Consider the following 23,972-nt stretch of genomic DNA (forward strand, 5'->3'; position numbering starts at 1 on the left):
ACACACAACAACCATGATTAACAGTTTCGCGAAAGACAAATCTCTGAAAGGTCGGATTATGAGCGCCTTTATTTTTATGGGCGTGTTAGTTCTGATCGTGTCCTTTGTCGGTCTTGTCAGCACGATCCGCCTCAGTAGCGGCATTGATACGCTGGGAAACAATAGCTTGCCGAGCTTGGTTGGACTGTGGAAAGTCAACGAAGGACAAACCCAAATTGAATCTTCAGAACGTGCTTTGTTAATTCCGGGTCTGAGTCCACAAGAACGCCAAACCGAATTCGATCGTATTAAAAGAGCATGGACACAGATTGATGAGGGCTTCAAGCAGTATGAAGCAACACCGCGCACCGACGAAGAAGAGCGAAACTATAAAAAGCTATTAGAAAACTGGAACCGATGGAAGTCTGACCACGAAGAATATGTCAAGCTGAGCCAGAATCTAGACAGCAGAACTACCCCAACTGATTCGGATGCTCCAAGACCAGATGTTTTAACCCAACTGCGCGATCGAGCTAGAGCAAACCGCGTTTCGTTTGAAGCTGCAACTGGAGCACTACTCGAATCGCTGAAAATCAATGAAGATGTTGCAGAACAAGCTGAGAAAATTGCGGCTCAAGATGTGAATCAAGCAAGGTCTTGGACTATTTTAGCCATGCTGCTTGGACCCGCGAGCGCCATTCTACTCGGACGTTATCTCGGTGCTGCTTTGATTCGTCGCTTACAGCAATCGGTCGTGCAAATCACGACATCTGCGACTCAGATTGCAGCATCGGGTAAAGAACTCGAAGCGACGGTTGCCGAACAGCTTGCTTCAACGAATGAAGTGACCGCAACGGCTCAAACGATCGCGTCTACCTCCAGACAGTTAGTGAGAACAATGGAGCAAGTCGCAGAAATGGCGCAAACAACCGCAGTCTCGGCGAATGATAGCCAAGATGAACTCGTGGAAATGGAAGACGTGATGCGGCATTTAACCGATGCGACCGCAGCGATTTCATCCAAGTTAGGGGTGATGAACGCAAAAGCGAACAATATCAATAACGTTGTTGTCACCATTACTAAAGTTGCGGATCAAACAAGCTTGCTATCGCTCAATGCTGCGATCGAAGCTGAAAAAGCGGGAGAGTACGGAGCCGGATTTGCGGTGGTAGCACGTGAGATTCGTCGTCTTGCCAATCAAACGGCTGTCGCAACCCTCGAAATCGAGCAAATCGTTAAAGATATGCAGTCAGCGGTTTCTGTGGGCGTGATGGAAATGGATAAATTCAACAAATCTGTGGGTGATAGTGCCGATCGCGTTAGCAAAATTGGCGATCAAGTGGCGAAAGTAATTCAGCAAGTCCAAAGTTTGCCGCCCCGGTTTGAGCAAGTCAGCCACAATATGGAAGCCCAATCGGAAAGTGCCTCGCAAATCAGTGAAGCAATGGAGCAACTCAGCCAAGCTTCTCATCAGACCGTAGATGCCCTGCGCGAAACCAATAGCGCGTTGGATCAACTCGATGATGCAGCACAAGGACTCCGCCGCGAAATTGCTCGTGCTCGTTAATCAAGGAAAACGATGATGCGCGACTTAGCTACTTCAACGAATCAATCAAACCCATGTGCCGAAGGCATCGAGCAAGCTCAACTGAATGATTGCTGGAATCGCATCGGGGTGATGGGCGATCGATCGTGCGATCGATTAACAACCGTGATGCATTGCTATGATTGTCCGGTTTATGCGGCGGCAGGAGATAGTTTACTCAAGCGCGAACCGCCACAGAACTATCTCGATGAGTGGGTTGATATTCTGACTGAGATGCCTGCGGATTCGGAAGATGCTGAAAGTGATGGCACGATCGTTCGGACAGTGGATGCCATTTCTGTGATCATTTTTCGCTTGGGGAGTGAGCGGCTTTCGCTACCTGTGCGAGTTTTGCAGGAAGTCACACCGCCCTGTGTGATTCAACCTGTCCCGCATCGCAGCAACGAACTGTTCCTTGGACTCGTCAACATTCGCGGAGAAACTGTACTTTGTGCTTCACTCAGTCATTTGCTCAACTTAGAATCGATCGATGATAATTCATCGAATTCTAGTCATACTAAGCGGATGATTCTGGCGGGGCAAGGTGACGAAAAATGGGTGTTTCCCGTAGATGAAGTGTACGGAGTGTTTCGCTTTCATTTGTCTGAACTCCGCGATGCGCCGATCGTGGTTGCAAAAGCGGCGGAAGCATACACACAGGGGATTGTCCATTGGCAGGGTCAGAAAGTGAACTATCTCGACTCTGAGTTACTGTTTTACACGCTAAACTATAAGATTCTGTAGTCGGATGAACACTTACTCAAAGCTGGAACTGTTTTGCCGCGAGGTTGAAACTCAGGTTGGCATTTTAACCGAATCGCTGTCGGTTCTCAAAACACAGCCAGAATCGATGCCGGACCTCGATCGCGCTAGTCGGGCGGTTCATGCCGTTTGGGGATCTGCACGACTGATCAAGCTGGATGCGATCGCTGAATTTGCGAATCTAATGCACCGAAGCTTGCTTGCGGCGCAACACAAAACAATGACGCTTTCGGGTGAGCAAATTGAGAATCTGCTACACGCGAGCCGCTTATTGCTGAATATGAGCAAAGCATCGATCGACGACCTCGATCGATGGTTGAGTGAGCATTCCTGGAATCTCAGCATGATTCAAAAAGCGCTAGAAGCAACTGCGGCATTGAGTCCTGCCGTTTCGGAGATCAAAGAGCCTGCACCTAATCCGCCATTGATTGAAGCGTCGAGTGCTGCGATTCCGACTCTACCCGATGAACAATCAGTAGAGAACTCTAATGTTTCACTTCCAGTAGAAACGACTGCCGCAACGCTCGAAGCTCCTCAACCCTTTGAAGCACCAATGCAAGTGAGTGTGGATAGTTCAATGATGGACTTGTTTCGATTGGAAGCAGAAGCTCAGGTTGCCATTCTGAATGAGGGTGTGCTGGCATTAGAGGACAATTCACAATCGGGACAAGCACTTGAAACGTTAATGCGGGCGGCTCATTCGCTTAAAGGTGCGGCTCGAATTGTGTCGCTTGATGCGATCGTCCAGATCGCTCATGTGATGGAGGATTGCTTTGTTGCGGCTCAACAAAACACAATTACGCTGAAACCGGATGATGTGGATGTATTGCTGCAAGCTGTCGATTTAATTCAAGGGATTAGCAAAGTTAGCAATTCAGAACTTTCCGCATGGTTGAGTAGTCATCATCAAGCATTTGAAACAACACAATCAGCGATCGCAGCAATTCTTGATCCAAGTATTCAAGTGACTCGATCGACAAATAGCAATCCAACACCTGAAACTATCAATTCAGCACAAACTAACTCAAGCAACAATCACTCAACGAACGGCAAAACCTTAGATTCTCAAGCAACGAACGGTTCGCAAACTGCTCCGAGCAAAGTTCAGGAACGTTCTGCAAGCACTGAGAATTTAGAGCAGGTTGCCCAAGATCGAGTCGTGCGCGTTAGTGCTGAAAACTTGAATCGCATCATGGGATTAGCGGGAGAGTCATTGATTGAAGCGAACTGGCTGCAACCGTATGCAGACTCGATGATGACACTCAAGCGACGATTAAGCGAACTTTCCCGGAGTCTAGAACAACTCCAAACCTCACTCGATCGCGGAGTTTACGACCAAGAAAGCAAAGAGCAACTCAAAGAAGCTCGACATCGTGAACAAGAGTGTTTTAGTTTTTTGAGCGATCGCTTAACCGAATTAGAACTATATGCCCAGCGCACAGCAAATCTTTCCGATCGACTGTATCGAGAAGTCATCTCCTCAAATATGCGTCCGTTTGCCGACGGAGTGCAAGGCTTTCCGCGCATGATTCGCGATTTAGCTCACAAGTTAAATAAGCAAGTCAAGCTAGAAATTGTTGGAAAATCAACACCCGTCGATCGTGACATTCTCAAAAAGCTCGAAGCACCGCTGACTCACATTCTCAGAAACGCGACTGATCATGGGATTGAATCACCCGAAGAACGTACCGCAGCAGGAAAATCCGCAGAAGGAACAATTCGCCTCGAAGCGTTTCATCGGGGTGGAATGTTAGCGATTACGATCGTCGATGATGGCAAAGGTATCAATCCAGAACAGTTGCGCTCCAAAGTAATCAACAAGAATCTAGCTACACCAGAAATGGCAGCACAACTCAGTGATGCCGAACTGTTCGAGTTTCTATTTCTGCCAGGATTTTCGACTGCAAAGCAAGTGACTGAAATTTCCGGGCGGGGTGTTGGTTTAGATATTGCGAAAAGCATGGCACAAGAAGTAGGTGGAACCGTTCGCGCTGCTTCTCAAGTCGGGAAAGGGACGAGCTTTCATTTTCAATTGCCGCTCACGTTATCAGTCGTCAGAACGTTGCTGGTTGAGATTTCTGGTAAACCTTACGCGATTCCGTTGGCTCGAATTGATCAGATTGTGACGGTAGAACGATCGCAAATTTCCGATGTGGAAAACCGCGAATACTTCACCCTAAATCAACAGCACATCGGTTTAATCGCGGCTCATCAAATTCTTGAATTGCCTGAACCCACTCCTCAAAGTGGATCGCTTTCGGTTGTGGTCGCGAGTGATCAATCGAATGCTTATGGACTGGTCGTTGATAAGTTTTTGGGTGAACGCGATTTAGTCGTGCGACCGCTTGATCCGCGTTTGGGGAAAGTGCCTGATATTAGTGCTACCTCGCTACTGGGAGACGGATCACCGATTCTCATTGTCGATGTCGCAGATATGCTGCGATCGATTGATACGTTGCTGACTTCTGGGCGACTGGCAAAAGTCAAAACAGAAGCAACGGATATGATTGTCGATCGACGCAAAAAGATCTTAGTCGTAGACGATTCGATCACGGTTCGAGAAATGGAGCGTAAACTGCTCGAAAATCGCGGCTATGACGTGGATGTTGCAGTGAATGGACTAGAAGGTTGGAATGCGATCCGAACGCATCATTATGACTTAGTAATCAGTGATATTGATATGCCGAGAATGAATGGTATTGAGCTAGTCAAGCAGATCAAAAATCATCCTCGATTACAATCGCTCCCTGTGATTATTGTGTCGTATCGCGATCGACCCGAAGACCGAATCGGCGGACTCGAAGCAGGAGCCGATTACTACCTCACCAAGAGCAGTTTTCATGACGATAGTTTGATCGATGCGGTTGTGAGCTTGGTAGGTCGATGATGAAAATTGCGATCGTGAATAGTTCAACCGATGAAATCACTACACTGAAACAAGTGCTAATTTCTCAGCATCAACTGATCTGGACAGCCAAGGATAGTACAGAAGCAATTACAAAATGTTTGCAATCCGCGCCCGATCTGATTTTGGTAGATGCACGACTCTCGCGAACCGCGATCGAGCAGATTCTAAAGAAAGCACCTTGTCGTACTCTCATGACCACTGTTAGTCAACAAAACATCTCAACCGTGTATGCTGCGATCGAGCAAGGTGCGATCGATGTGGTCGATTTATCGGATCTAAAGAACACCGGAGCAGATGAGCTTTTAGCTAAGGTTTCAAGAATCAGCAAGCGATTAAATTCACCGCACGAATTTAAACCAGCAACTAGAGGCGGAATGGTTCCACTCATTGCGATCGGCTCATCGACCGGAGGACCAAAAGCACTTGCCACAATTCTCGCCCAACTCCCCACAAACTTCAGAGCCGCGATCGTCATTGTGCAGCACGTCGATGCTCACTTTTCGGCTGGATTTGCCGACTGGCTGAGTCAGTATACTGCCTTACCCGTCCGGATTGCCGTCACCGGAGATCGCCCCACACGCGGAACCGTCTTGATTGCAGGCACGAACGATCATCTCTACCTCAAACCCGATCGAACGCTTGACTATACACCGCACCCGATCGACTATGCTTATCGCCCATCGGTTGATGTCTTTTTCAAAAGTGTCGCGCAACACTGGACTCGTCAAGGCATCGGGATTTTACTAACTGGGATGGGGCGCGACGGTGCAGCCGGACTACAAGCCCTCAGACGACAAAACTGGCAAACGATCGCTCAAAGCGAAGAAAGCTGTGTCGTGTATGGAATGCCAAAAGCCGCCGTTGAGTTAAATGCCGCGATCGATGTTCTGTCTCCAGAAGCAATTGCAACGACATTATCCACCCTAAAATTCTAATCGCTATGACTTCTTTAGATGAACAAATTACAGTGCTATTGATCGACGATCAATCCATTATTGCTGAAGCGATTCGGCGGATGTTAGCACCAGAAACAGACCTTGTATTTCATTATTGTAGCGACCCTACCGAGGCGCTTGATGTTGCCCAACAGTGTCAGCCGACGGTCATTCTGCAAGATCTCGTGATGCCACAAATGGAGGGATTGTTGCTCGTGCAATTTTTGCGATCGCACGATGCCCCAACCTGCCATACTCCATTAATTGTGCTATCAAGCAAAGAAGATCCAACGATTAAAGCCAAAGCATTTGAACTCGGTGCGAATGATTATTTAGTCAAACTACCTGATCCAAGAGAGCTAATTGCTCGCATTCGCTATCACTCTAGAGCCTACGTGAACTTTCTCAAGCGGCAAGAAGCAGAATCTTTGTTTAAAGCAGAAATTTTGCGGCAGTCAGCATACATTGAGCAGGTTGGCAAAGTCACGACAGCCGCTTCGGATGTTGAGCGCGATGCGTTTCAGCCCGACAAATTAACTGAAGTCGCCCAGCGTAGTGATGAGTTGGGTCAACTAGCAAGGGTCTTTACTCACATGGTCAACACCGTGAAAGCGCGGGAAAAAGAAATGATCGAGGCAAATTACAAGCTAGAGGAGTTACTCAAAGCCTGTGGTCGGTTTGTGCCGCACGAGTTTATGCGCTTTCTGCGTAGAGAAAGCATTATGGATGTGCAACTGGGCGATCATGTCAGCAAAACAATGGCAGTCATGTTCTCTGACATTCGATCGTTTACCACTATCTCCGAAGGAATGACCCCAAAAGAGAACTTTGGCTTTGTCAATGCTTATCTCAAACGGGTCAGCCCTGAAATTCGCAACAATCACGGCTTGATTGTCAAATTTTTAGGCGATGGCTTGATGGGAGTTTTTCCTGAAGGTGCAGACGACGCGATCGCGTCCGGAGTCGCAATGCTCAGAGCCGTCGAGCAGTACAACCAAAAACGTCAACAAGATGGCTGGCTCCCAATCAATGTTGGGATCGGAGTTCACGTTGGGCACATGATGTTGGGCATGGTCGGTGAGGAAAATCGAATGCAGGGCGATGCGTTCTCCGATACTGTCAACCTCACTGCACGACTAGAAGGACTCACTAAATTCTATGGTGTGTCGCTCTTAATCTCAGAGCAGGCACTCGAACACATGAGTCATCCTGAAGCGTATCAGATTCGATTTCTCGATCGTGCGATCGTTAAAGGACGCAATGAGCCGATCGGAGTGTATGAAATTCTCGATGCGGAAGTAGAAATGGTGCGATCGCTTAAACTGCAAACCCAAGCGGATTGGAAACAAGGATTAGAGCATTACCGGGCTGGAGATCTAATCAATGCGAAAGCTGATTTTGAGCGAGTCCTAGCTGTCAATGCTTTCGACAAGACAGCAAAACTTTATCTAGAGCGAATCGAGATTTTGACTGACCGTGGAATTCCTGAGCATTGGAACGGCGTATGGGCATTTGATGAGAAGTAATTGGCGGGATTAGTTAGCCTAAGCCAGAAGTCGAGTACATTGCCAAAGCCCACAAAACTTACGAATTTGGTTGCAAAGTTGTGCTGACCACCACGAACGCGAGCAATTGAATTGTGGCAATGCTGTCCAGCATGACAATCCATACGATAGCTTCACCCTGATTCCCGCAATCAATTCGCAACTTGTTTCGCGCTTAGATATAGCAGTAGAAGTTTGGATTAGGGCATCCTCGGAGTCGCCCCCAACCCCCAATTCTGGCAGGGCTAATTTAAGGTCAAAAAGAATATTCATAACTTTGATTTCTCGTTTCAGCATCATTTGAGGTTAAACGAAGTAAAAAGCTTCCAGGATTTCTCTGACAATCTTAAATTAGCCCTGCCAAACTTGGGGGTTGCTTTGGAATCGGACTTAGGCATTGTGAATAGCCTCCAGGGAGACAAGGTTCGTCTGGTCTGCAACCCTGATTCATGCAATAATGCTAAAGTCATAGCAAAAATATGCAGCCAACTACGACCAGTAAGCCAAAGATAATCTGATTGAACATGGGCTGCGGAATGATGCGATTAATTCTGCTACCGATATATATACCAATACTAATGCCAGGAACTGACCACAGAAATAAACGCCAAACGAGCGGAGTCCATAGTCCTGCAAGTCCATGACCTGCGATCGTAGCAATCCCTGAAAACAGAAAATAGCACTGCATCGTTGCCCGGAAATAAGTCGCTGACCAACGCCGCAGAACTCCATAAATTGCGATCGGTGGACCATTGGTATTGTACGCACCTCCTAAGATTCCTGCGACGAACCCAAAGAAAATTGCGTATCGCTCATGGTGAAGTTGAGGGAATTTAGGAGAAGCGAGATTATATAGCCCATACAGGATTAAGATGATCCCTAACCCAACCTTGATTAGTTTCTCAGGGGCGTACTGTAATAGCAGTAATCCAAAGGGAACTCCGATGATTGTGCCAATAATCAGTCTCCAGGCTGACTTTAGATCAACACTATCTTGATCGAAAACCAGAATGATTAAACTGATGATAAAACCAGTGAATGCAACAACAGGAGTCGCTGTTCGCAAACTCATGATCATCCCTAGCAGCGGCATTGCTAAAAGCGCATCGCCAAAACCGATCGCTGAACGAACTGAGGTGCAAACAAACAAGATTAAAGCGGTCGCGATCGTTAAAGCAGTGAGTTCCATGCAAACGATTAGTAAAACACTTGAATTAAAGCATAGCTAGAAATCGAAATAAACAACCAAGACAAAGCACCTAAATACAGAGGTTTTAGCCCAATCTTTTGAATCTGATTCAACCTTGTTTCTAAACCCATTGCTGCCATCGAGATTGTCAATAGAATTTGATTCAGTTGTCCAATAGTTATTTTTAAGGGTTGCGGGATTAAGTTTAAGCTATTGAGAAGAATCAGAAGCATAAAATAAACGACAAACCAAGGAATTGTTACCCGTGATTTTGGGTTAGAAGCTTTAGACATTGACCCAAGCATGAGGATCATTGGAGCTAACCAAAGCACTCGTGATAGTTTTGAAATTGTGGCGATTTCTCCGCTCACCGGACCCGCCTGAAAAGCTGCTGCGACTACTTGAGCGACTTCGTGAATCGAAACCCCGCACCATAGTCCAAATGCTTCTGGCGTTAGTTGCAATTGTCCAGATAGCAATGGATACAAAAGCATCGATATTGTTCCGAACAGCGTCACAATGGCGATCGCATAAGTCACATCTTCATCCACACTTTCAGTTGTTGTACTGGCTGCAATTACCGCAGAAGCACCACAAATTGATGTTCCCGCAGCAATGAGACGAGTCAAGCTAGAACTCACTCCCAATCGTTGTCCAATTCGACAGGTCAGCCAAAAGGTACTCAATAAGGTGATCACGATGATGCTTAATCCTGTGATCCCAACCGAGAGAACTTGTACTAGGCTGAGTTGAATGCCAAGCAGAATGACCGCAAACCGGAGAAGTCTCCTCATTGTGAAATGAATTCCCGCTTGGCATTTTGGTGCTACTCCAACTGTGTTTCGCACTAAAATTCCTAGCAGGATTGCTAAAATGAGTGGACTAAACAGATTGAATCCGGGAGCTAGTCGGAGTAGATAAGCGATCGCTGCCAAGCCGCAAGCAAGCAGTACTCCGGATTGAATTTGTGCTATGCCCGATTTTGCCTGTGCGATCGCCTGAGAAAAGAAATCACCTTGCAATATCTTTACGCCTGCTAATGGCTTAGCGCTATTTACTTTTTGTCGCATTATTCTAGTTCAACTAAGAATTCGCCTTGCTTTGAGTTTTTTCTAACAAAGCAAGGCTGTTATAGACTTCAAATCAGCACAGAACTGCGTCTTTCTTCGAGCAGAATGTTCTATCAAGTGCTGAAGCGATGTTGAGAAAGACTTGCCCGACAGATGAAGTCGGATCAGCCATTGTTAGGGGTTGTCCAGAATCGCCACCTGCACAAATTCGAGCCTCGATCGGGACTTGTCCGAGTAGGGAAACTTGAAGTTCTTCGGCTAACTGTTGTCCGCCACCGCTACCAAAAATTGGTGTAGGTTCGCCGCAGTGTCCACAGAGGAGATAACTCATGTTTTCGATGATGCCGAGAACCGGAATTCCGACTCGACGAAACATATGAATGCTACGGCGGACATCTGCGATCGCAACTTGCTGCGGTGTGGTGACGAGTAGGACTCCGCAAATCGGACTTTCTTGAACGATCGTAATTTGAGCGTCTCCTGTGCCCGGAGGTAAATCAATCAGCAGATAGTCCAAATCGCCCCATTCAACCTCATGGATGAATTGAGTAATGATTTTGTGCAGAACAGGACCGCGCCACGCTAGCGGATGATCTGGCTCTGCTAAAAGTCCAACCGACATAACTTTGATGCCGTGTGCTTCTAAAGGGATAAATCGTGTTCCTTCAGGAGTCTCGATCGTATTTACCTGCGAATGTCCCAAGCCCAGCATTTGAGGAATATTTGGACCATACACATCTGCATCAAGCAATCCGACTTTCGCACCTTGCAGACTTAGCGCGATCGCAAGATTCACAGAAGTTGTTGATTTTCCAACGCCACCTTTACCACTCGAAATCGCTAACGTTGTTCTCACACCTGGAATCGTGCAGAGTTGGATGTAAGCCTTTTTGCACCAAGTAAGTTGTGAGAGTACCGTCTCAATCTGTGATTTCAAATCGTGCTGATGTTTGCCAACATAGAGACGCAGATAAACATAGCGATCGACAACTCTAAGATTGCGAACCATTCCTAAACTCACAATGTTGTTGTTTAGAATCGGCTCAATGATGGTTTTGAGCAGTTCTATGACTTCTTGTTGACAAGCTTCGATAATCGGATCAGATGTAGGGGCTGGAGAGGATTCGTGAACTGTCTGAAAGGGCGATCGATGATTAGGCATTGGAGGGTTCTTGCAAAGCTTCTTGAATGGTCTGGATAGAGCGTTGAGCAAAGATACAAACATCGCGATCGGGATCATCCAGGGCTTGCTGCAACGGATTCAAGGCAGCTTTATTTTTCAAAATGCCAAGCGCGATCGCGGCATCTCGACGGACATCCGAATACTCATCCGTTAAGGCTTGAATAAACAAAGGAAGAGAGCGATTGTCTGGAATTTTCTGCAATGCTTGTAAGCTAAATTTACGAACTTGCCAATGATTGTCTTTTACGGCAGTTTCTAGAGATGCGATCGCGTTTTTGTCGGCATGAATCGCGAGAGATTTGGCTGCATTGCGTCGAACTTCCCAATCTGAATCGCTCGTGAGTGCTTCACACAGTCGAGGAACGACTTCTACATCGCTTAAATGTCCCAACGTTAAAGCCGTTGCTCGTCGAACACTTTCATCTGTATCGGACATCAGTGCTAATGCAGGCTGGCAGCGTTCGACTTGGTTGAGATAGCGTAATGTTGTGATCGCAGACTCTCTCAGGGCTGGATTGGGAGACTCAAAAAAGGGCAACACATACGGCAAGGATTGAGCATCATGAATCTTCCGCAGCAGAAATAGAACATTCAGTTGAAGATTCGGATCATCTTGTAGTAAGGCATCTAGCAATATTAAGAGATGATCAGGAGCAACCAATTCACCTAATGCCGATCGCGCTTCGTCTCGGATTTCTTCATCGGGCGAAGCCAAACATTCAATCAGAGCGGGAACTGCTGCGGGATTGGCAAACTCCCAAAGTGCCGTAACTGCTAACTTTTGGACTAATAAGCTCTCATCTTTTAGAGCTTCGATCAAAGGAGTAAGAGCCTCTTCATCCCCAAGATGCTGCAAGGTTTTAATCGCAACAAGCCGATCTTCAACTTGTGTCGATCGTAGCATTTCCAACCAGGGAGCCAGTTCAGAATTCGTTTCCATCACTCTCTCCTAGCGCAACAAGAACGGAATTTGAACAGTAATCGCATTGGTGGGACATTCCTTTTCACAAGGTAAGCAGAACCAACACTCGTCGTACTTCATGTAAGCTTTGCCTGTTTCGGGGTCTTTCGCTAAAACATCCAGTGGGCATACCTCAATGCAAGCCACACATTTTTCAAGACATTTTGATTCATCGACAATGACCGGAACATCGACTCTTTGAGTTGCTAAAGCCATAGCAATTTCACACTCTTCTAAACAACTTAGCGAACGGCAACATCATAGACTTCAGTTTCGACATCCACATCGACAATGTAAGGCTCGATCGGACGCTTGAATAGCACCATGTTTCCAGCATCATCCTTTTTCAGATGCACATGACAGAACCATTCATCATTGTTCTTTTCGGGATAGTCTACACGATAGTGATACAGTCCCCAGCGACTCTCACGGCGGAACAGTGAAGCTCTCGCTGCCATTTCTGCACAGTCCCGAATGAAGTGAACTTCCATGCAGCGCATTAATTCATGCGGATCACGAGCGCCCATTAGCTCTAACGTGTCGTGGTAGCGCACAAAGTTGCTGAGTCCAATCTCCATCCGATTCGCAGATTTGGGAGGCTGTAGATAGTCATTGACTAAGCGACGGAGCTTGTATTCAACCTGAGTGTGCGGGATTCCATTTCGTCGATCGAGCGGTGCATAAATTCTCGCTTTCTCGGCGGTAAGGAACTCTGGATCAGGATCAACGTGATCTAAGCTCTGACTGTACTCGACTGCATTTTCTCCAGCAATTCGCCCGAACACAAATGCACCGATCATGTAGTTATGCGGCACACTTGCCATATCACCTGCTGCGTAGAGTCCTGGAACTGAAGTTTCAGCCCTTTCATTCACCCAGACACCAGAAGCACTATGACCGCTGCATAGTCCAATCTCAGAAATGTTCATCTCAACTCCACTGGTGCGATAGTTCTCACCTCGCCCTTCATGGAATCTGCCCCGACTGGGACGCTCGTTTGACCACAAAATCGACTCAATTTCAGAGATAGTATTCTCATCTAAATGAGTCATCTTTAGCTGAATTGGACCTTTACCAGAGTTAAGCTCTTTCCACACTTCCAGCATCATTTGACCGCTCCAGTAGTCGCAGCTAATAAAGCGATGTCCTTGTGCATTTGCAGTGTAAGCACCAAACGGACTAGCAACATAAGCACACGCAGGTCCGTTGTAGTCTTTCATCAACGGATTGATCTGGAAACATTCGATGTTGCTTAGTTCTGCGCCTGCATGATACGCCATCGAGTAACCATCACCTGCATTCGTTGGGTTCTCATACGTTCCATATAGATAACCCGAAGCAGGTAAACCTAATCGTCCACAAGCTCCAGTACAGAGAATGACAGCCTTCGCTTGAATGACGACAAAATCACCATTGCGAACATCAAACCCCACTGCACCGATCGCACGTCCATCTCGAACTAAAACACGAGTTGCCATTACTCGGTTCGTGACTTGTGCTTTGTGACGCTTCACTTGACGCGCCAGAATCGTTTTTAGATCTTTTCCCTCTGGCATTGGCAAAACGTACTTACCGACTCGATGCACTTGTTTGAGGTCATAGTTGCCTTGAGCATCTTTTTGAAACTTTACGCCCCACTTTTCGAGTTCTTGAATCACAGAAAAGCCGAGTTTCCCAGTTTGATAAACGGCACTCTGATTGAGAATTCCATCATTGGCGATCGTAATTTCTCTCACATACTGTTCCGGAGTCGAATTGCCGGGAATCACAGCCGTATTCACGCCATCCATTCCCATTGCAATCGCGCCACTGCGACGGATATTTGCTTTTTCCAAAATTAGCACTTCACCATCGGGATTCGCTTGTTTCGCTTTGATGGCTGCCATTGTTCCAGCCGTTCCGCCCCCGATGACTAGCACATCCGTCTTCATCCATTGAGTATTCACCCAAAAAGCCTCCTGATTGATGGACAGAATTTTAGTTTCGCGCTGAAAACTGTCTCAAACACTACAGAAAAAATCAGCGAAACCGACTTGATTAGAAACATCTTTCTACAAGAGAAGTTCACTCAGCAGAAGAGGTCATCAAACCCGACTGTTTTCATTGTGCGGCACATTTTTGATTTTCCTTATTGCGGTATTTTATGAACTAATAAACGAATTGAATTAATCGACTGATATGATCAGCAAACACCCCATGAGGTTGTAAAGCGATGGAAGTTTATCAGATTCGAGTTTTTCTAGAAGTCGCTCGTCATTTGAGTTTTACTGAGGCTGCCGATGCGCTCAATCTAACTCAGCCAGCCGTAAGCGCTAAGATTAAATCATTAGAATCCGAATTAGGAACATCGCTGTTTTATCGCTTGGGTCGTAAGATCCAACTTACAGAAGTTGGCGAGTTTCTATTGGAAGAAGGGGCAAAACTGATTCAAGTTGAAAATCAGCTCATTCAAAAGATTGAAGATATTAAAAAAGGGAAATATGGCAGTCTAAAAATCGGCTGCACGATGGCACTTGCTGAAGGTTGGTTGCCAAAAATTGTGTTTGAATATCGACAGAAATATCCGAGCATTCAGGTTCAATGTCTCGTGTTTGAGTCAGCCGAATTGCTGTATCAAGCTATGACCAGCCAAAGTGTTGATGTCGGCATTTCTGATGTGAACTTTGAGGAATTCTCAGAGCTTTCAACAACTGCGATCGACACCATCTCCTATCATCTATTTGTTGCTCACAACCATCCACTCGCCAAACAAAGATGGTTGAGCTTAACCGACCTAAGAAAGTACCGATGGGCACTACTTCCTCCAGGTACACCGAGCCGTTTAGTTTTAGAATCCCGATTGTCAGAGCTAGGGCATTCGCTCGATCGATTTCTTCAGTTTGAAACGGTCGATACGATGAGTTTGATGCGAACTTACATGATGCAGGGGAACTATCTCGGATTTGCAACAAACTTCGACTTTCAGCCAGAGTGTGAGCTAGGCACCATGACTGCGATTCCACTTCAGGAATTCGCTCTATCTGGCTCAATGTATCTCGTCACACCTCGACGTTTAAGCCAGACGAATACAGCGAATTCCTCAAGTCGTCGATCGCGTAATCTTAATCCCACCCAAAAACTAATCAATCTACTAGAAGCAAAAAAAGCAACCTCGACTGTGGTTCGTTTACGCTCTCCGAGTTTCATTCGTCGTAGCACTTCCTCCCAACGTCCTGAAGTTCTCACGCTTTCCATAGGAGTTCAAAACAATACGATTCCTGCCATTACAGCAGGGCTAATCATGCAGCGACTCGGATTGCTCGAACATTTCTTACCAAAAGAAGGTCGCTATAGTTCGACTCAGTACCAAATTCAATGGCAAGATTTTTCCACCGGAGCACCGATCGTCGATGGACTGCGATCGCAACAATTAAACATCGGTGTTCTCGGAGACTATCCCTTGCTGCTCAGTGCCGAAATTGAGCAAAAGACTCGCCTGATTAGCTTTGTCTCAACTAACCCTGATGGTTCTTGCAATGCAGTTGTTGTCCCGAATCGTTCTCAGCTTCAAAGTGTCGATGACTTACGCGGACGAGCGATCGCGGTTCCATTGCGCTCTTCTGCACATGGAATGGTACTACGATCGCTCAATGCGACCAAGCTTTTAGATCAAGTTAACTTGCTTCCCTTCAAGCAACAAGCTGATCCGTTCGAGTTCTCTGAACAATACGCAGATAGTTACGCGCACTTTGCGCCATTTCACGAAATTGCTTGTCGTCGAGGACAGTTTCGCTACCTTGAAGGGTGCAATCCTGAAGCGTTACCTGCATTCTATGGTGTAGTTGTAGCAAGTGAGTTTGTAGAACAATATCCAGAAATTGCGATCGCTTATCTTCGAGCGTTATCCGCAGCACAATACTGGTACGACACAACGCCAGCCGCACCCTCTTTAGTTGCAAAATGGACGCATCTCGATCCAGAAATGATTGTTCAAATCCTAAGCAATTCGCACCAGAACAACCAGTCGGGACGCTTCTTTTCAGAGATGCAAATCCGCCCGGACTGGCTGAAATTACACATTGATCAATTGAGCCAGATTCCGGGCAACCAGAATTTACAAACAATCAACTTGAATCAATGGATTCAGCCAGAGTTTTTGCAGCACATTGGAGCTTAGTCTAATGTGAATTCGATGGATTCTTCGAGTGGCAAATTCTTCGGGGTTCGCCCCCTAAATCCCCCATTCTGGGGGACTTTGAATCTGAGGGATTACTCGAATTGGAGAACTTTGTTTCACTCAAAGTTCCCCAATTTTAGGGGATTTAGGGGGCTGAAGCCGACCCAAACGAAGCGATCACCTCTGTAGTACTCACGTTAATCCAACTCCATGCTTTTCAGCGTTTCTTCTCGAATCAATTCAAAGATCTCACGATTCAGTTGTAGAAACTCTGAGGAAAGCATGATATCAGTGTGTCTTGGTCGCTCTAGAAACACATCAACCGTTTGCTTAATTCGACCTGGACTAACCCCCATCACAAAAATGCGATCGCTCAAAAACACCGCTTCTTCAATGTCATGTGTCACAAAAATCACGGTTGCTTTCAACTCACTCCAGATATCCAGCAGGAGTTCCTGCATCATGTGTCGAGTCTGAGCATCCAACGCCGCAAACGGTTCATCCATCAACAGCACCGAAGGAGAGTTAACCAATGCCCGAATGATGCTTGCTCGTTGTTGCATTCCTCCCGATAGTTGATAAGGATAAGAATGACGATGCTTGTACAAACCCACGCGATTGAGATAGTAGTTTACAATCTCTTTGCGCTTTTCAGCAGGAATGCCTTGAATCTTCAACCCAAATTCCACATTTTGAAACGTGGTTTTCCAAGGCAAGAGCGAATACTGCTGAAACACAAATCCGCGATCGGCTCCCGGACGCACAACAGCTTTACGATCGACCATCACAGAACCCCGATGAGGCTTGATAAATCCTGCGATCGCGTTCAGAATAGTCGATTTTCCGCATCCTGATGGACCGAGTAAACAAACAAACTCACCTGGTTCGATCGTAAAGTTGATCGACTCTAGCACCGGAATTAGCTGCCCTTTTCGCTTAAAACAGATTGATAGATCTTCGACTTCCACAAGTCCTTTGAGTGCTTGTTGTGGAGTTCCTTGCTCGATTAACATTGCCACGATTGCTATCCTCTACATCCGAATTAGTTGGCGTTTCCTTTCTTCGTGATGCGCCAAGGCATTAATACATGAGTGAGACGATCGACCGCATAGGAACTCAGCGATCCCATCAGTCCGATCAGCAACATTCCCATCACGATCGGCGGATAGTTAGAAGTCACATAAGATTCCCAAGTCAGATAGCCAATTCCAAAGCGTCCCGCCAAAATCTCAGCCGTCACCAAACAAAACCAAGAATTGCCCATTCCAATGACTAATCCGCTTGCAATACTCGGCATTGCTCCCGGAATCACAATGTCTTTGAAGACGTGCCATTGTTGCGCCCCCAAGCATTGTCCAACGCGCAGTAATAGTAAATCCGTCCCTTCAACCCCTTTGATTGTACTAATCAAGATCGGAAAGAATGCACCGATAAACGTAATGTAGATCATTCCCGATTCTGCATCAGGAAACATTAGAATTGCGAGCGGAATCCAAGCCACAGCAGGAATTGGACGCAGAATTTCGAGCGGCAGAAACACAAGATCTTCAATCTTTTGAAACCAGCCGATCACAATTCCTAAACTAACCCCCAACAATACAGCGATCGCATATCCCAACAATACCCGCAGCACACTCGCTTGAAGATGCACCATTGGATTGTTCGAGAAAAACTTAACCGTTGCACCCAGCACTTCTAGAGGAGAAGGCAGAAATGCAAAGTTAATAAAGAATTGAAACTTAATTGCACAAAGAAATTGCCAAATTCCAAAAAACAGAACCAGTGAAAGAACTCGTAGTAACAGTCTGACTGGATTGAGCCGTGAAGTACTTTCTGATGTTTGAAATACCTGTGAAAACAGAAGACTCCCGCGATCGGCGATACTCGCTTTTGTCGATCGTCCAGAAGACGAGCTAGACATAAAAATGCCTCCAATCGGTGAATAGAACAGTTAGGAACACATTGTTTCACCTCCAGTGCATTCCTGACTGTATCAAAGCGCATCGAATTTATCGCACTGCTAAACTAGGCTGGGGTTCCTGTGCGTAAAACTCCTGTAAACCTCTAAATCCGACCACCTGAGCGCCACTCTGTTGAGCAAAGGTTTGAGCCTCTTTCTCAGTCAAGAATGCAGAAATCCCGTCATTCCCGCGAACAAAGAACGAATTCTCCGCAAACAGCTTCCACCCATTTGTGCGATCGTGAACAAAGATCGCGCTGATTGCCTGCTTTCCGTCTGCCTGAAGCTTTTTCAATGCCGTCATCATATTCTGAATCGAGGCATAGCTTCTCACTTTATCTTCACCCTTGATCCACAGTTGCGCCGCCAGTTTAGCATCCTGAATCGGTTGCTTCGTTTCCGCATCTTCACCTGTAATGACGAACTTATCTGCATCTGTCGCAGCTTGCTCATCGTTCATCCCCATTTCTTGCATCGCCTGTTTTAGATAGCTATCATCAATAAACTTGGTGACATCCTCAGTTTTGATATTGGCATCTAGTCGCCCTAATTGCTTTAAGGTCGTCACACTGTTATTCAGCGCATCCAGATTCGGCTGTCGAATGCTGGGATTAAGCCGCTGCAATCCAGAAGGACCTAGAAACATATACACCACTTCCTTCTCAACCCCAGACCATTGCTCGACCTTGGCAGCAACCGCTTCAGGCTGTTCGCGGAAGAGTTTATTCGCTTCGAGCAGTGCTTTCATGTATGCAACGACCACTTCTGGATATTGTTTTGCAAAGTCCGATCGCACAACCACACCATGAAACGTCGGAACACCAAGTTCTGCACCATCATAGATCTTACGAGCAAACCCTCTGAAGGGAAACAGTTCACCAAAAGGAACAAAGTTTGCATGAGCATCAATCTGATTGGTTCGCAAACTTGTTCCACCCACTTCCGGTGCTTGACTCACCAACTTCACATCCTTATCTGGCTCGATTCCCGCTCCCTTCAATGCCTTGAGCAACATTCCATGTGCAGCAGAACCAAACGGAACAGAAACTTGCTTCCCTTTCAAATCTGCCAGCGTTTTGACCGAACTATCCTTTGGAACTAGCACTGCATTTCCAGCACCAGATGCACTGTAGCCTAATGTGCCGATATAGAGTGTATTTACACCCCCACCTTTTTGCTGAAAAGTGGTCATGTTGATGGTCAGTGGAAAATCACCCATCATACCAATATCAATCTGATTGGCAAGCATTTTGTTTGTGATTGGAGGTCCTGAAGTATAGCTTGACCACTCGATTTTGTATTCCACGTTTTCATACTTACCCGTCTTAGGCAAGTATTTTTCAAGCAATTTCTCTTCGCGAATAACAGAGCCTCCGGTTGCTGTATTAATCACTTGATCTTGAGTGCCGATCGCAATCCGAATTACCTTTTTAGCACCTGTATTGCCTGATAAATTACTGGCTTGAGTATTAGAACACGCGGCGACGAAAGCAAATGATCCGAGCGACAAAGAAAGCAGAAAGCCTCGACGAGTCAACCTCCGTCTATTCATGCTTAAAATAGCTCCAACGCTTGTTTTGTATCTCTTATTTATTCAGTCTCAGCATCTCTCAACTGTAGGGAAGGATACAGATATTGGCTTTCCTTTCTTTCTATTCATAACGGGATCGATTGAATCCATAAAACAAATTGATGAGTTTATTTTGGCATTGGTTCGTAAGACCTTTTTGATTTAAGTTGATGTTATAAATATCTAAAATATGTTTATCTTTTAGGAAGAGTGTCTACTCGTTCAAAGTAGAAGATGCTCTCTTCTGTGGTTATTTATCTTCTAATTACCTCACATAAAAGTGCATTTTTTAGGAAATACATAAAACAATTCTTAAACTTATTTCAAAGGTTTGATTTCTCCATCAGTTCTAGTTGCCGCGTACCAACTGTTACAGTTAAGAATAGCGATCGCTGATAAGATTTCGCAGTGTAATGCTGTGATTCATTGCACAAATAAACTGAGCTTTGCGACTTCTGCGAAATTGACTCTCAAATCCTAATCTGTCCAACTCAGGTGAGATGGATGGAATTTGCAGAGCGTCCGGGTTTAGTTCCGATCTCTCATCACCACACTTTCCGTTTCCGTATTCGGATCAAATAACCACTGTTTCGCGTCATTCATCAGGGCTTCTTCAGCCGCACGTGGGAGTTGCACATCAACGCCGCTCATCACTGCACCCAGTAAGCGTAAACTTGCAGTTTCAGTAAGTTGATCGATCGCTTCTTCCAGCAAACTCCGCTGTGTCACACCCGGACGAGTCACCAGTACCATTCCATCGGTGAACGGTTCTAGAATCAACGCATCATTACACTGGCTCAACGGCGGAGAATCAAGAATTACCAAATCAAATCGTCCTCGTGCATCTTCCAGCAAGCGGCGCATTTCGCTCGATTCGAGTAAGGATGCCGCAGCCATTTGAGGACCGGGACTCGGCACAACATAAAGGTTTTCTACATCAGGAGCGAGTCGAATACAGTCGCTAATTTGCCCTAGATAACGCAGCGGTTCGAGTTGGCTATCTGGATCAAGCGTGAGATTCACTTGATGAGCGGCAGAAGACGATCGTAAATCCGCTTCGATCAATAACGTCCGTTTTCCAGCACGAGCAGACGCGATCGCTAAGTTATAAGCCGTGGTCGTTTTGCCTTCATTCTCGATCGTGCTAATCATCATGATCACGCGCAGATTCTTCGATTCGGTCAGGCGCAAATTACTTCGGAATCGCTCATAGTACTCTGCATAAGGGGAATCGGGTTTCACTAGAATCGGATTGTCATTGGGAATAAAGGATTTCACCAACGGCAGAATTCCGAGAATAGCAACATCTCTTTGGCGAATCGCTTCTCGTAAATCTTCTGCGGTGTAGATTGTGCCCTCCAGTGTATCGAGCAGGAAGATTACACCTGCGCCAACGACTAGACCTACGATCGCGCCCACAGCTAACGTAATCGGAATACTCTTTGGTGCTTTTACACCTGTAGGAGAAACGGTTGGTGATTGAGCTAATCCTAAGCTACTGACGATTTCAACTTCAGCCGCTCTCGCATCTACGAGCTTTTGCTGCATTTGATCGTAGAGATTCTTCTTCAGCTTGACTTGATCTTCTAAGCGAGTTCGTTCCAGTTGCTTGTTTGGAATGGTGGAGAACTGTTGTCGAAGCTCTTGTTCCGATCGCACAGTTGAAACAATCTGCTGCTCTAAGGATTCTTTCTGAGTTTGTAAGTTAACCAGTGTGTTTGCTAATTGTTGACGTGCTGGATCAAGACTACTATCCTGTCGCACATTTCCAATCAATGGAGCAACTTGACCATTTCCGCCAATCACTTCGGTTGCCCGTTTACGAATTTCTTCTTCGTAAGCTTGCTGTTGTTTTTGTAATGTCACCACTTGCGGATGTTCAGGACGCAAATCTTTGAGCAATACAGACATTTGCGATTCGATTTGCTGTAATTGAGCGCGGAGACTTGCAATAATCGGATCAGCACTCAACGCAGATGAAACATACGCTTGATTGGGGTCGAGTCCGAGCTTTTCTTCGATGCTACTAATCTGAGCATTGATGCCATCTAGCTGTAATCTTAGTTGTTGCTGTTGTTGTTGACTGCCTGCGATCGACTTAATGATATTGCCGTCCTGAGCCGCAAACAATTGAGGTCCTTCGGTGCGATCGTATTGTTCAAGCGTTCTCTCCGCATCAGAGAGTTCTTGCTTTACTTTGGGCAAGCGTTGTTCGATCGCGCTAATAATCGATCGGAGTCGTGCCGAATTGTTCAATCGACTTTGTTCGACTAATTGCCGAGACAGTTGACTAATCACCTCACCTGCACGTTTCTGATCGCCGTCTTTGTAAGTGACTTGTACTTCCGCTTTTTGAGCCGTTGCGTCTTTTGGATCACCGCCGCCTTTAATTCTGATCGTGGCTCCCTTCCTTAAAACATCAGGCTTCAGTCCAACTTCTTTGGCAACGCCTTCAATGACTTGATCGGTTAGCAGCGTATCTTCTGTGAAAGCTTCGACAGGTTGGCGCACTTGAGAACCGATCGTAGAAAAGGTAATCGGAGGCGCATTTGAAACTAAGGTAGATTCTGCAAGAAAACTGGGGGGTGGATCGGGTTGAATTGCCACCACGCCACCCGCACCAAAACCCACAGCGACTCCGGCTGGAATCAACCACTTGTAGCGATTAACAGCTAAGAAATAACGTTTTACGATCGATGGAACCATAAGAAAGCCCTGACTAAAAATAGAAGTAACTAACTACTCGCGCCCAGTGGGACCAAATAAGCTATCGGCTCCATTTCGGAGTTCACGGAAGAACAATAAGAAGCCGAGCACATCTCGGAACGGTTGCGTGAAAGTGTTGAGCGCATAAGTGATTCTGCCCACGAGATTTCGCCCGATCACAATCACGTCATTGTCTTCAAGCTGAATGTTCTGAGCCATATTGCCGCTGAGAATACTTCGAGCATCTATGTCGCGGGTAACGGCTTTTTTCTGAATTGGATCAAATCGAATGAGCGCAACTCGACGAAGATTGGCAGTATCAGGTCCAGGTCTTGCAGCAGTAAGCGCGTCTAGAAAAGTACTGCCATTTGGAAGTGAGAGTGTTCCAAGTCCGTTGCTTGCGTAGGTAAGCAGTCGAACATTGATCTGCGGTTTTACTAATGTCGATCGAGCCATTAAAGTTCGATCGTAGTTCTGTTCCTGTTCGGATAGTTTCGGAATGACAACGACATCACCATCTTGAAGTTTCAAATCTGGTAGTGGTGTTCCTTCTTGTAAGGGTGTGACTAAATCCAGCTTTTCTTCCAGCATCGAACCGTCTGATAAGGGACGCTTGACGATGACCGATCGCAAATCTGCCTGTCCGGTTGCGCCTCCTGCTAACAATAAAGCTGTAGAAGTTCGCGGGAGAGATAGCGTATACAGTCCGGGTTTCGCAATTTCGCCTGTGACTGTCACCAGAACCGGACGCTGACTGGTTAGCGCTACGAATACGACGGGATTAATCACAAAGCGATTCACACCTTGTCGAATCCGGTCTTGGGCTTGTGCGATCGTTAATCCCTGAAGCGGTACTTTGCCCAACAATGGAGCCGTAATATTGCCTTCTTGGTCGATCGTCGCTTGAAAGTTCAAATCAGTAAATCGCTGCACTTGAACCGAAATCGTGTCTCCTGCTCCCAAGCGATACAGCCCGAAAGAATTCACAGGAGGAACGGACGGATTAGGAGTATTTGGAACTTGCTGCGTCGTAGATTCACGGAGTCTTTGTCGTGCTTGCTCAATCAGTTCAAGAGGCGACAGACGAGATTGAATCGGTAAAGGCGCAGAAGGTTGAGCCGAAACGCTTCGGGCACTGAGCCAAATCGAACTCGCAGGAGCGATCGAATACACGCCCGCCATCAGCAGCGAGGTGATCCATCCGCGTGGAGCAGACCGGAGAAATTGCAATTCAACTAAACGCATGGGATAAGCAATCCGTATCAAGCGGGGTTTCTATAGCAGTGGAAATTTAGAGTAGGACATCCTCGGAGTTGCCCCCAAGCCCCCAGAATTGGGGGCTTAAGACTCTTGCTCCCCCAAACTTGGGGGCTGGGGGGCTTCTTAGAAGTGTCCTAACTGAAGTAGGTACTGCCATAGCTCAGGTGAGCTACATTGTATTGAGATGCACCCGAATGACATCCG

General features: G+C 46.4%; 17 protein-coding genes. 6 read left to right on the plus strand and 11 right to left on the minus strand.

Features of this window, described 5'->3' with window-relative positions; all coding sequences use genetic code 11:
- Nucleotides 1-13 precede the first annotated feature (13 nt).
- Genes ACQ4M5_RS05285 through ACQ4M5_RS05305 form a run of 5 tightly spaced genes read left to right on the plus strand, consistent with a single transcriptional unit; the run spans nt 14 to nt 7,695 of the window.
- Complete coding sequence (locus tag ACQ4M5_RS05285; RefSeq protein WP_430674565.1) at nt 14-1,546, plus strand: HAMP domain-containing methyl-accepting chemotaxis protein; 1,533 nt, start codon at nt 14-16, stop codon at nt 1,544-1,546.
- Nucleotides 1,547-1,561: 15 nt separating this feature from the next.
- Entirely contained in the window at nt 1,562-2,308 is a 747-nt protein-coding gene (locus ACQ4M5_RS05290; protein WP_430674566.1) for a chemotaxis protein CheW, read from the plus strand.
- A gap of 4 nt (nt 2,309-2,312) precedes the next feature.
- Nucleotides 2,313-5,213 (plus strand): response regulator, encoded by a 2,901-nt coding sequence (locus ACQ4M5_RS05295; RefSeq protein WP_430674567.1) that lies wholly within the window; start codon nt 2,313-2,315, stop codon nt 5,211-5,213.
- Entirely contained in the window at nt 5,210-6,169 is a 960-nt protein-coding gene (cheB, locus tag ACQ4M5_RS05300; RefSeq protein ID WP_430674568.1) for a chemotaxis-specific protein-glutamate methyltransferase CheB, read from the plus strand. Before ACQ4M5_RS05295 ends, cheB begins: the two co-directional genes overlap by 4 nt.
- 5 nt (nt 6,170-6,174) lie before the next feature.
- Nucleotides 6,175-7,695, plus strand: coding sequence for a response regulator (locus ACQ4M5_RS05305; RefSeq protein WP_430674569.1), 1,521 nt, complete (start codon nt 6,175-6,177; stop codon nt 7,693-7,695).
- Between the two features lie 484 nt (nt 7,696-8,179).
- Here the strand turns inward: ACQ4M5_RS05305 and ACQ4M5_RS05310 are convergent, their stop codons facing one another.
- From ACQ4M5_RS05310 to ACQ4M5_RS05335, 6 genes are all read right to left on the minus strand, one after another.
- Nucleotides 8,180-8,902 (minus strand): sulfite exporter TauE/SafE family protein, encoded by a 723-nt coding sequence (locus tag ACQ4M5_RS05310; RefSeq protein WP_430674570.1) that lies wholly within the window; start codon nt 8,900-8,902, stop codon nt 8,180-8,182.
- Nucleotides 8,903-8,910: 8 nt separating this feature from the next.
- Nucleotides 8,911-9,972, minus strand: coding sequence for a YeiH family protein (locus ACQ4M5_RS05315; RefSeq protein ID WP_430674571.1), 1,062 nt, complete (start codon nt 9,970-9,972; stop codon nt 8,911-8,913).
- A 73-nt stretch (nt 9,973-10,045) separates the two neighbouring features.
- Entirely contained in the window at nt 10,046-11,134 is a 1,089-nt protein-coding gene (locus ACQ4M5_RS05320; protein ID WP_430674572.1) for a P-loop NTPase, read from the minus strand.
- On the minus strand, nt 11,127-12,095 hold the full coding sequence (locus ACQ4M5_RS05325; RefSeq protein WP_430674573.1) for a HEAT repeat domain-containing protein: 969 nt from the start codon (nt 12,093-12,095) through the stop codon (nt 11,127-11,129). Before ACQ4M5_RS05325 ends, ACQ4M5_RS05320 begins: the two co-directional genes overlap by 8 nt.
- Nucleotides 12,096-12,104: 9 nt before the next feature.
- Nucleotides 12,105-12,332 carry a 4Fe-4S dicluster domain-containing protein gene (locus tag ACQ4M5_RS05330; protein WP_190376825.1) on the minus strand — a complete coding sequence of 76 codons (228 nt, stop codon included), beginning with the start codon at nt 12,330-12,332 and terminating at the stop codon, nt 12,105-12,107.
- A 26-nt stretch (nt 12,333-12,358) separates the two neighbouring features.
- Nucleotides 12,359-14,062: a fumarate reductase/succinate dehydrogenase flavoprotein subunit gene (locus ACQ4M5_RS05335; protein ID WP_430674574.1), complete on the minus strand. Its 1,704-nt coding sequence runs from the start codon at nt 14,060-14,062 to the stop codon at nt 12,359-12,361.
- A gap of 266 nt (nt 14,063-14,328) precedes the next feature.
- Here ACQ4M5_RS05335 and ACQ4M5_RS05340 point away from each other — a divergent pair, with 266 nt between their 5' ends.
- A complete protein-coding gene (locus tag ACQ4M5_RS05340) occupies nt 14,329-16,272 on the plus strand; it encodes a LysR family transcriptional regulator (RefSeq protein WP_430674575.1) in 1,944 nt (647 codons plus the stop codon).
- Between the two features lie 197 nt (nt 16,273-16,469).
- Here the strand turns inward: ACQ4M5_RS05340 and ACQ4M5_RS05345 are convergent, their stop codons facing one another.
- From ACQ4M5_RS05345 to ACQ4M5_RS05365, 5 genes are all read right to left on the minus strand, one after another.
- Nucleotides 16,470-17,285 carry an ABC transporter ATP-binding protein gene (locus ACQ4M5_RS05345; RefSeq protein WP_430674800.1) on the minus strand — a complete coding sequence of 272 codons (816 nt, stop codon included), beginning with the start codon at nt 17,283-17,285 and terminating at the stop codon, nt 16,470-16,472.
- A 29-nt stretch (nt 17,286-17,314) separates the two neighbouring features.
- Entirely contained in the window at nt 17,315-18,193 is an 879-nt protein-coding gene (locus ACQ4M5_RS05350; protein WP_430674576.1) for an ABC transporter permease, read from the minus strand.
- 88 nt (nt 18,194-18,281) lie between these two features.
- Nucleotides 18,282-19,784, minus strand: coding sequence for an ABC transporter substrate-binding protein (locus ACQ4M5_RS05355; protein ID WP_430674577.1), 1,503 nt, complete (start codon nt 19,782-19,784; stop codon nt 18,282-18,284).
- Nucleotides 19,785-20,330: 546 nt separating this feature from the next.
- Nucleotides 20,331-22,508 carry a GumC family protein gene (locus ACQ4M5_RS05360; protein ID WP_430674578.1) on the minus strand — a complete coding sequence of 726 codons (2,178 nt, stop codon included), beginning with the start codon at nt 22,506-22,508 and terminating at the stop codon, nt 20,331-20,333.
- Nucleotides 22,509-22,541: 33 nt separating this feature from the next.
- Nucleotides 22,542-23,753: a polysaccharide biosynthesis/export family protein gene (locus ACQ4M5_RS05365; protein ID WP_430674579.1), complete on the minus strand. Its 1,212-nt coding sequence runs from the start codon at nt 23,751-23,753 to the stop codon at nt 22,542-22,544.
- Nucleotides 23,754-23,972: the final 219 nt, after the last annotated feature.

The sequence above is a fragment of the Leptolyngbya sp. AN10 genome, assembly GCF_050565645.1.
In the GTDB taxonomy this organism is placed as follows: Bacteria; Cyanobacteriota; Cyanobacteriia; order Leptolyngbyales; family Leptolyngbyaceae; genus Leptolyngbya.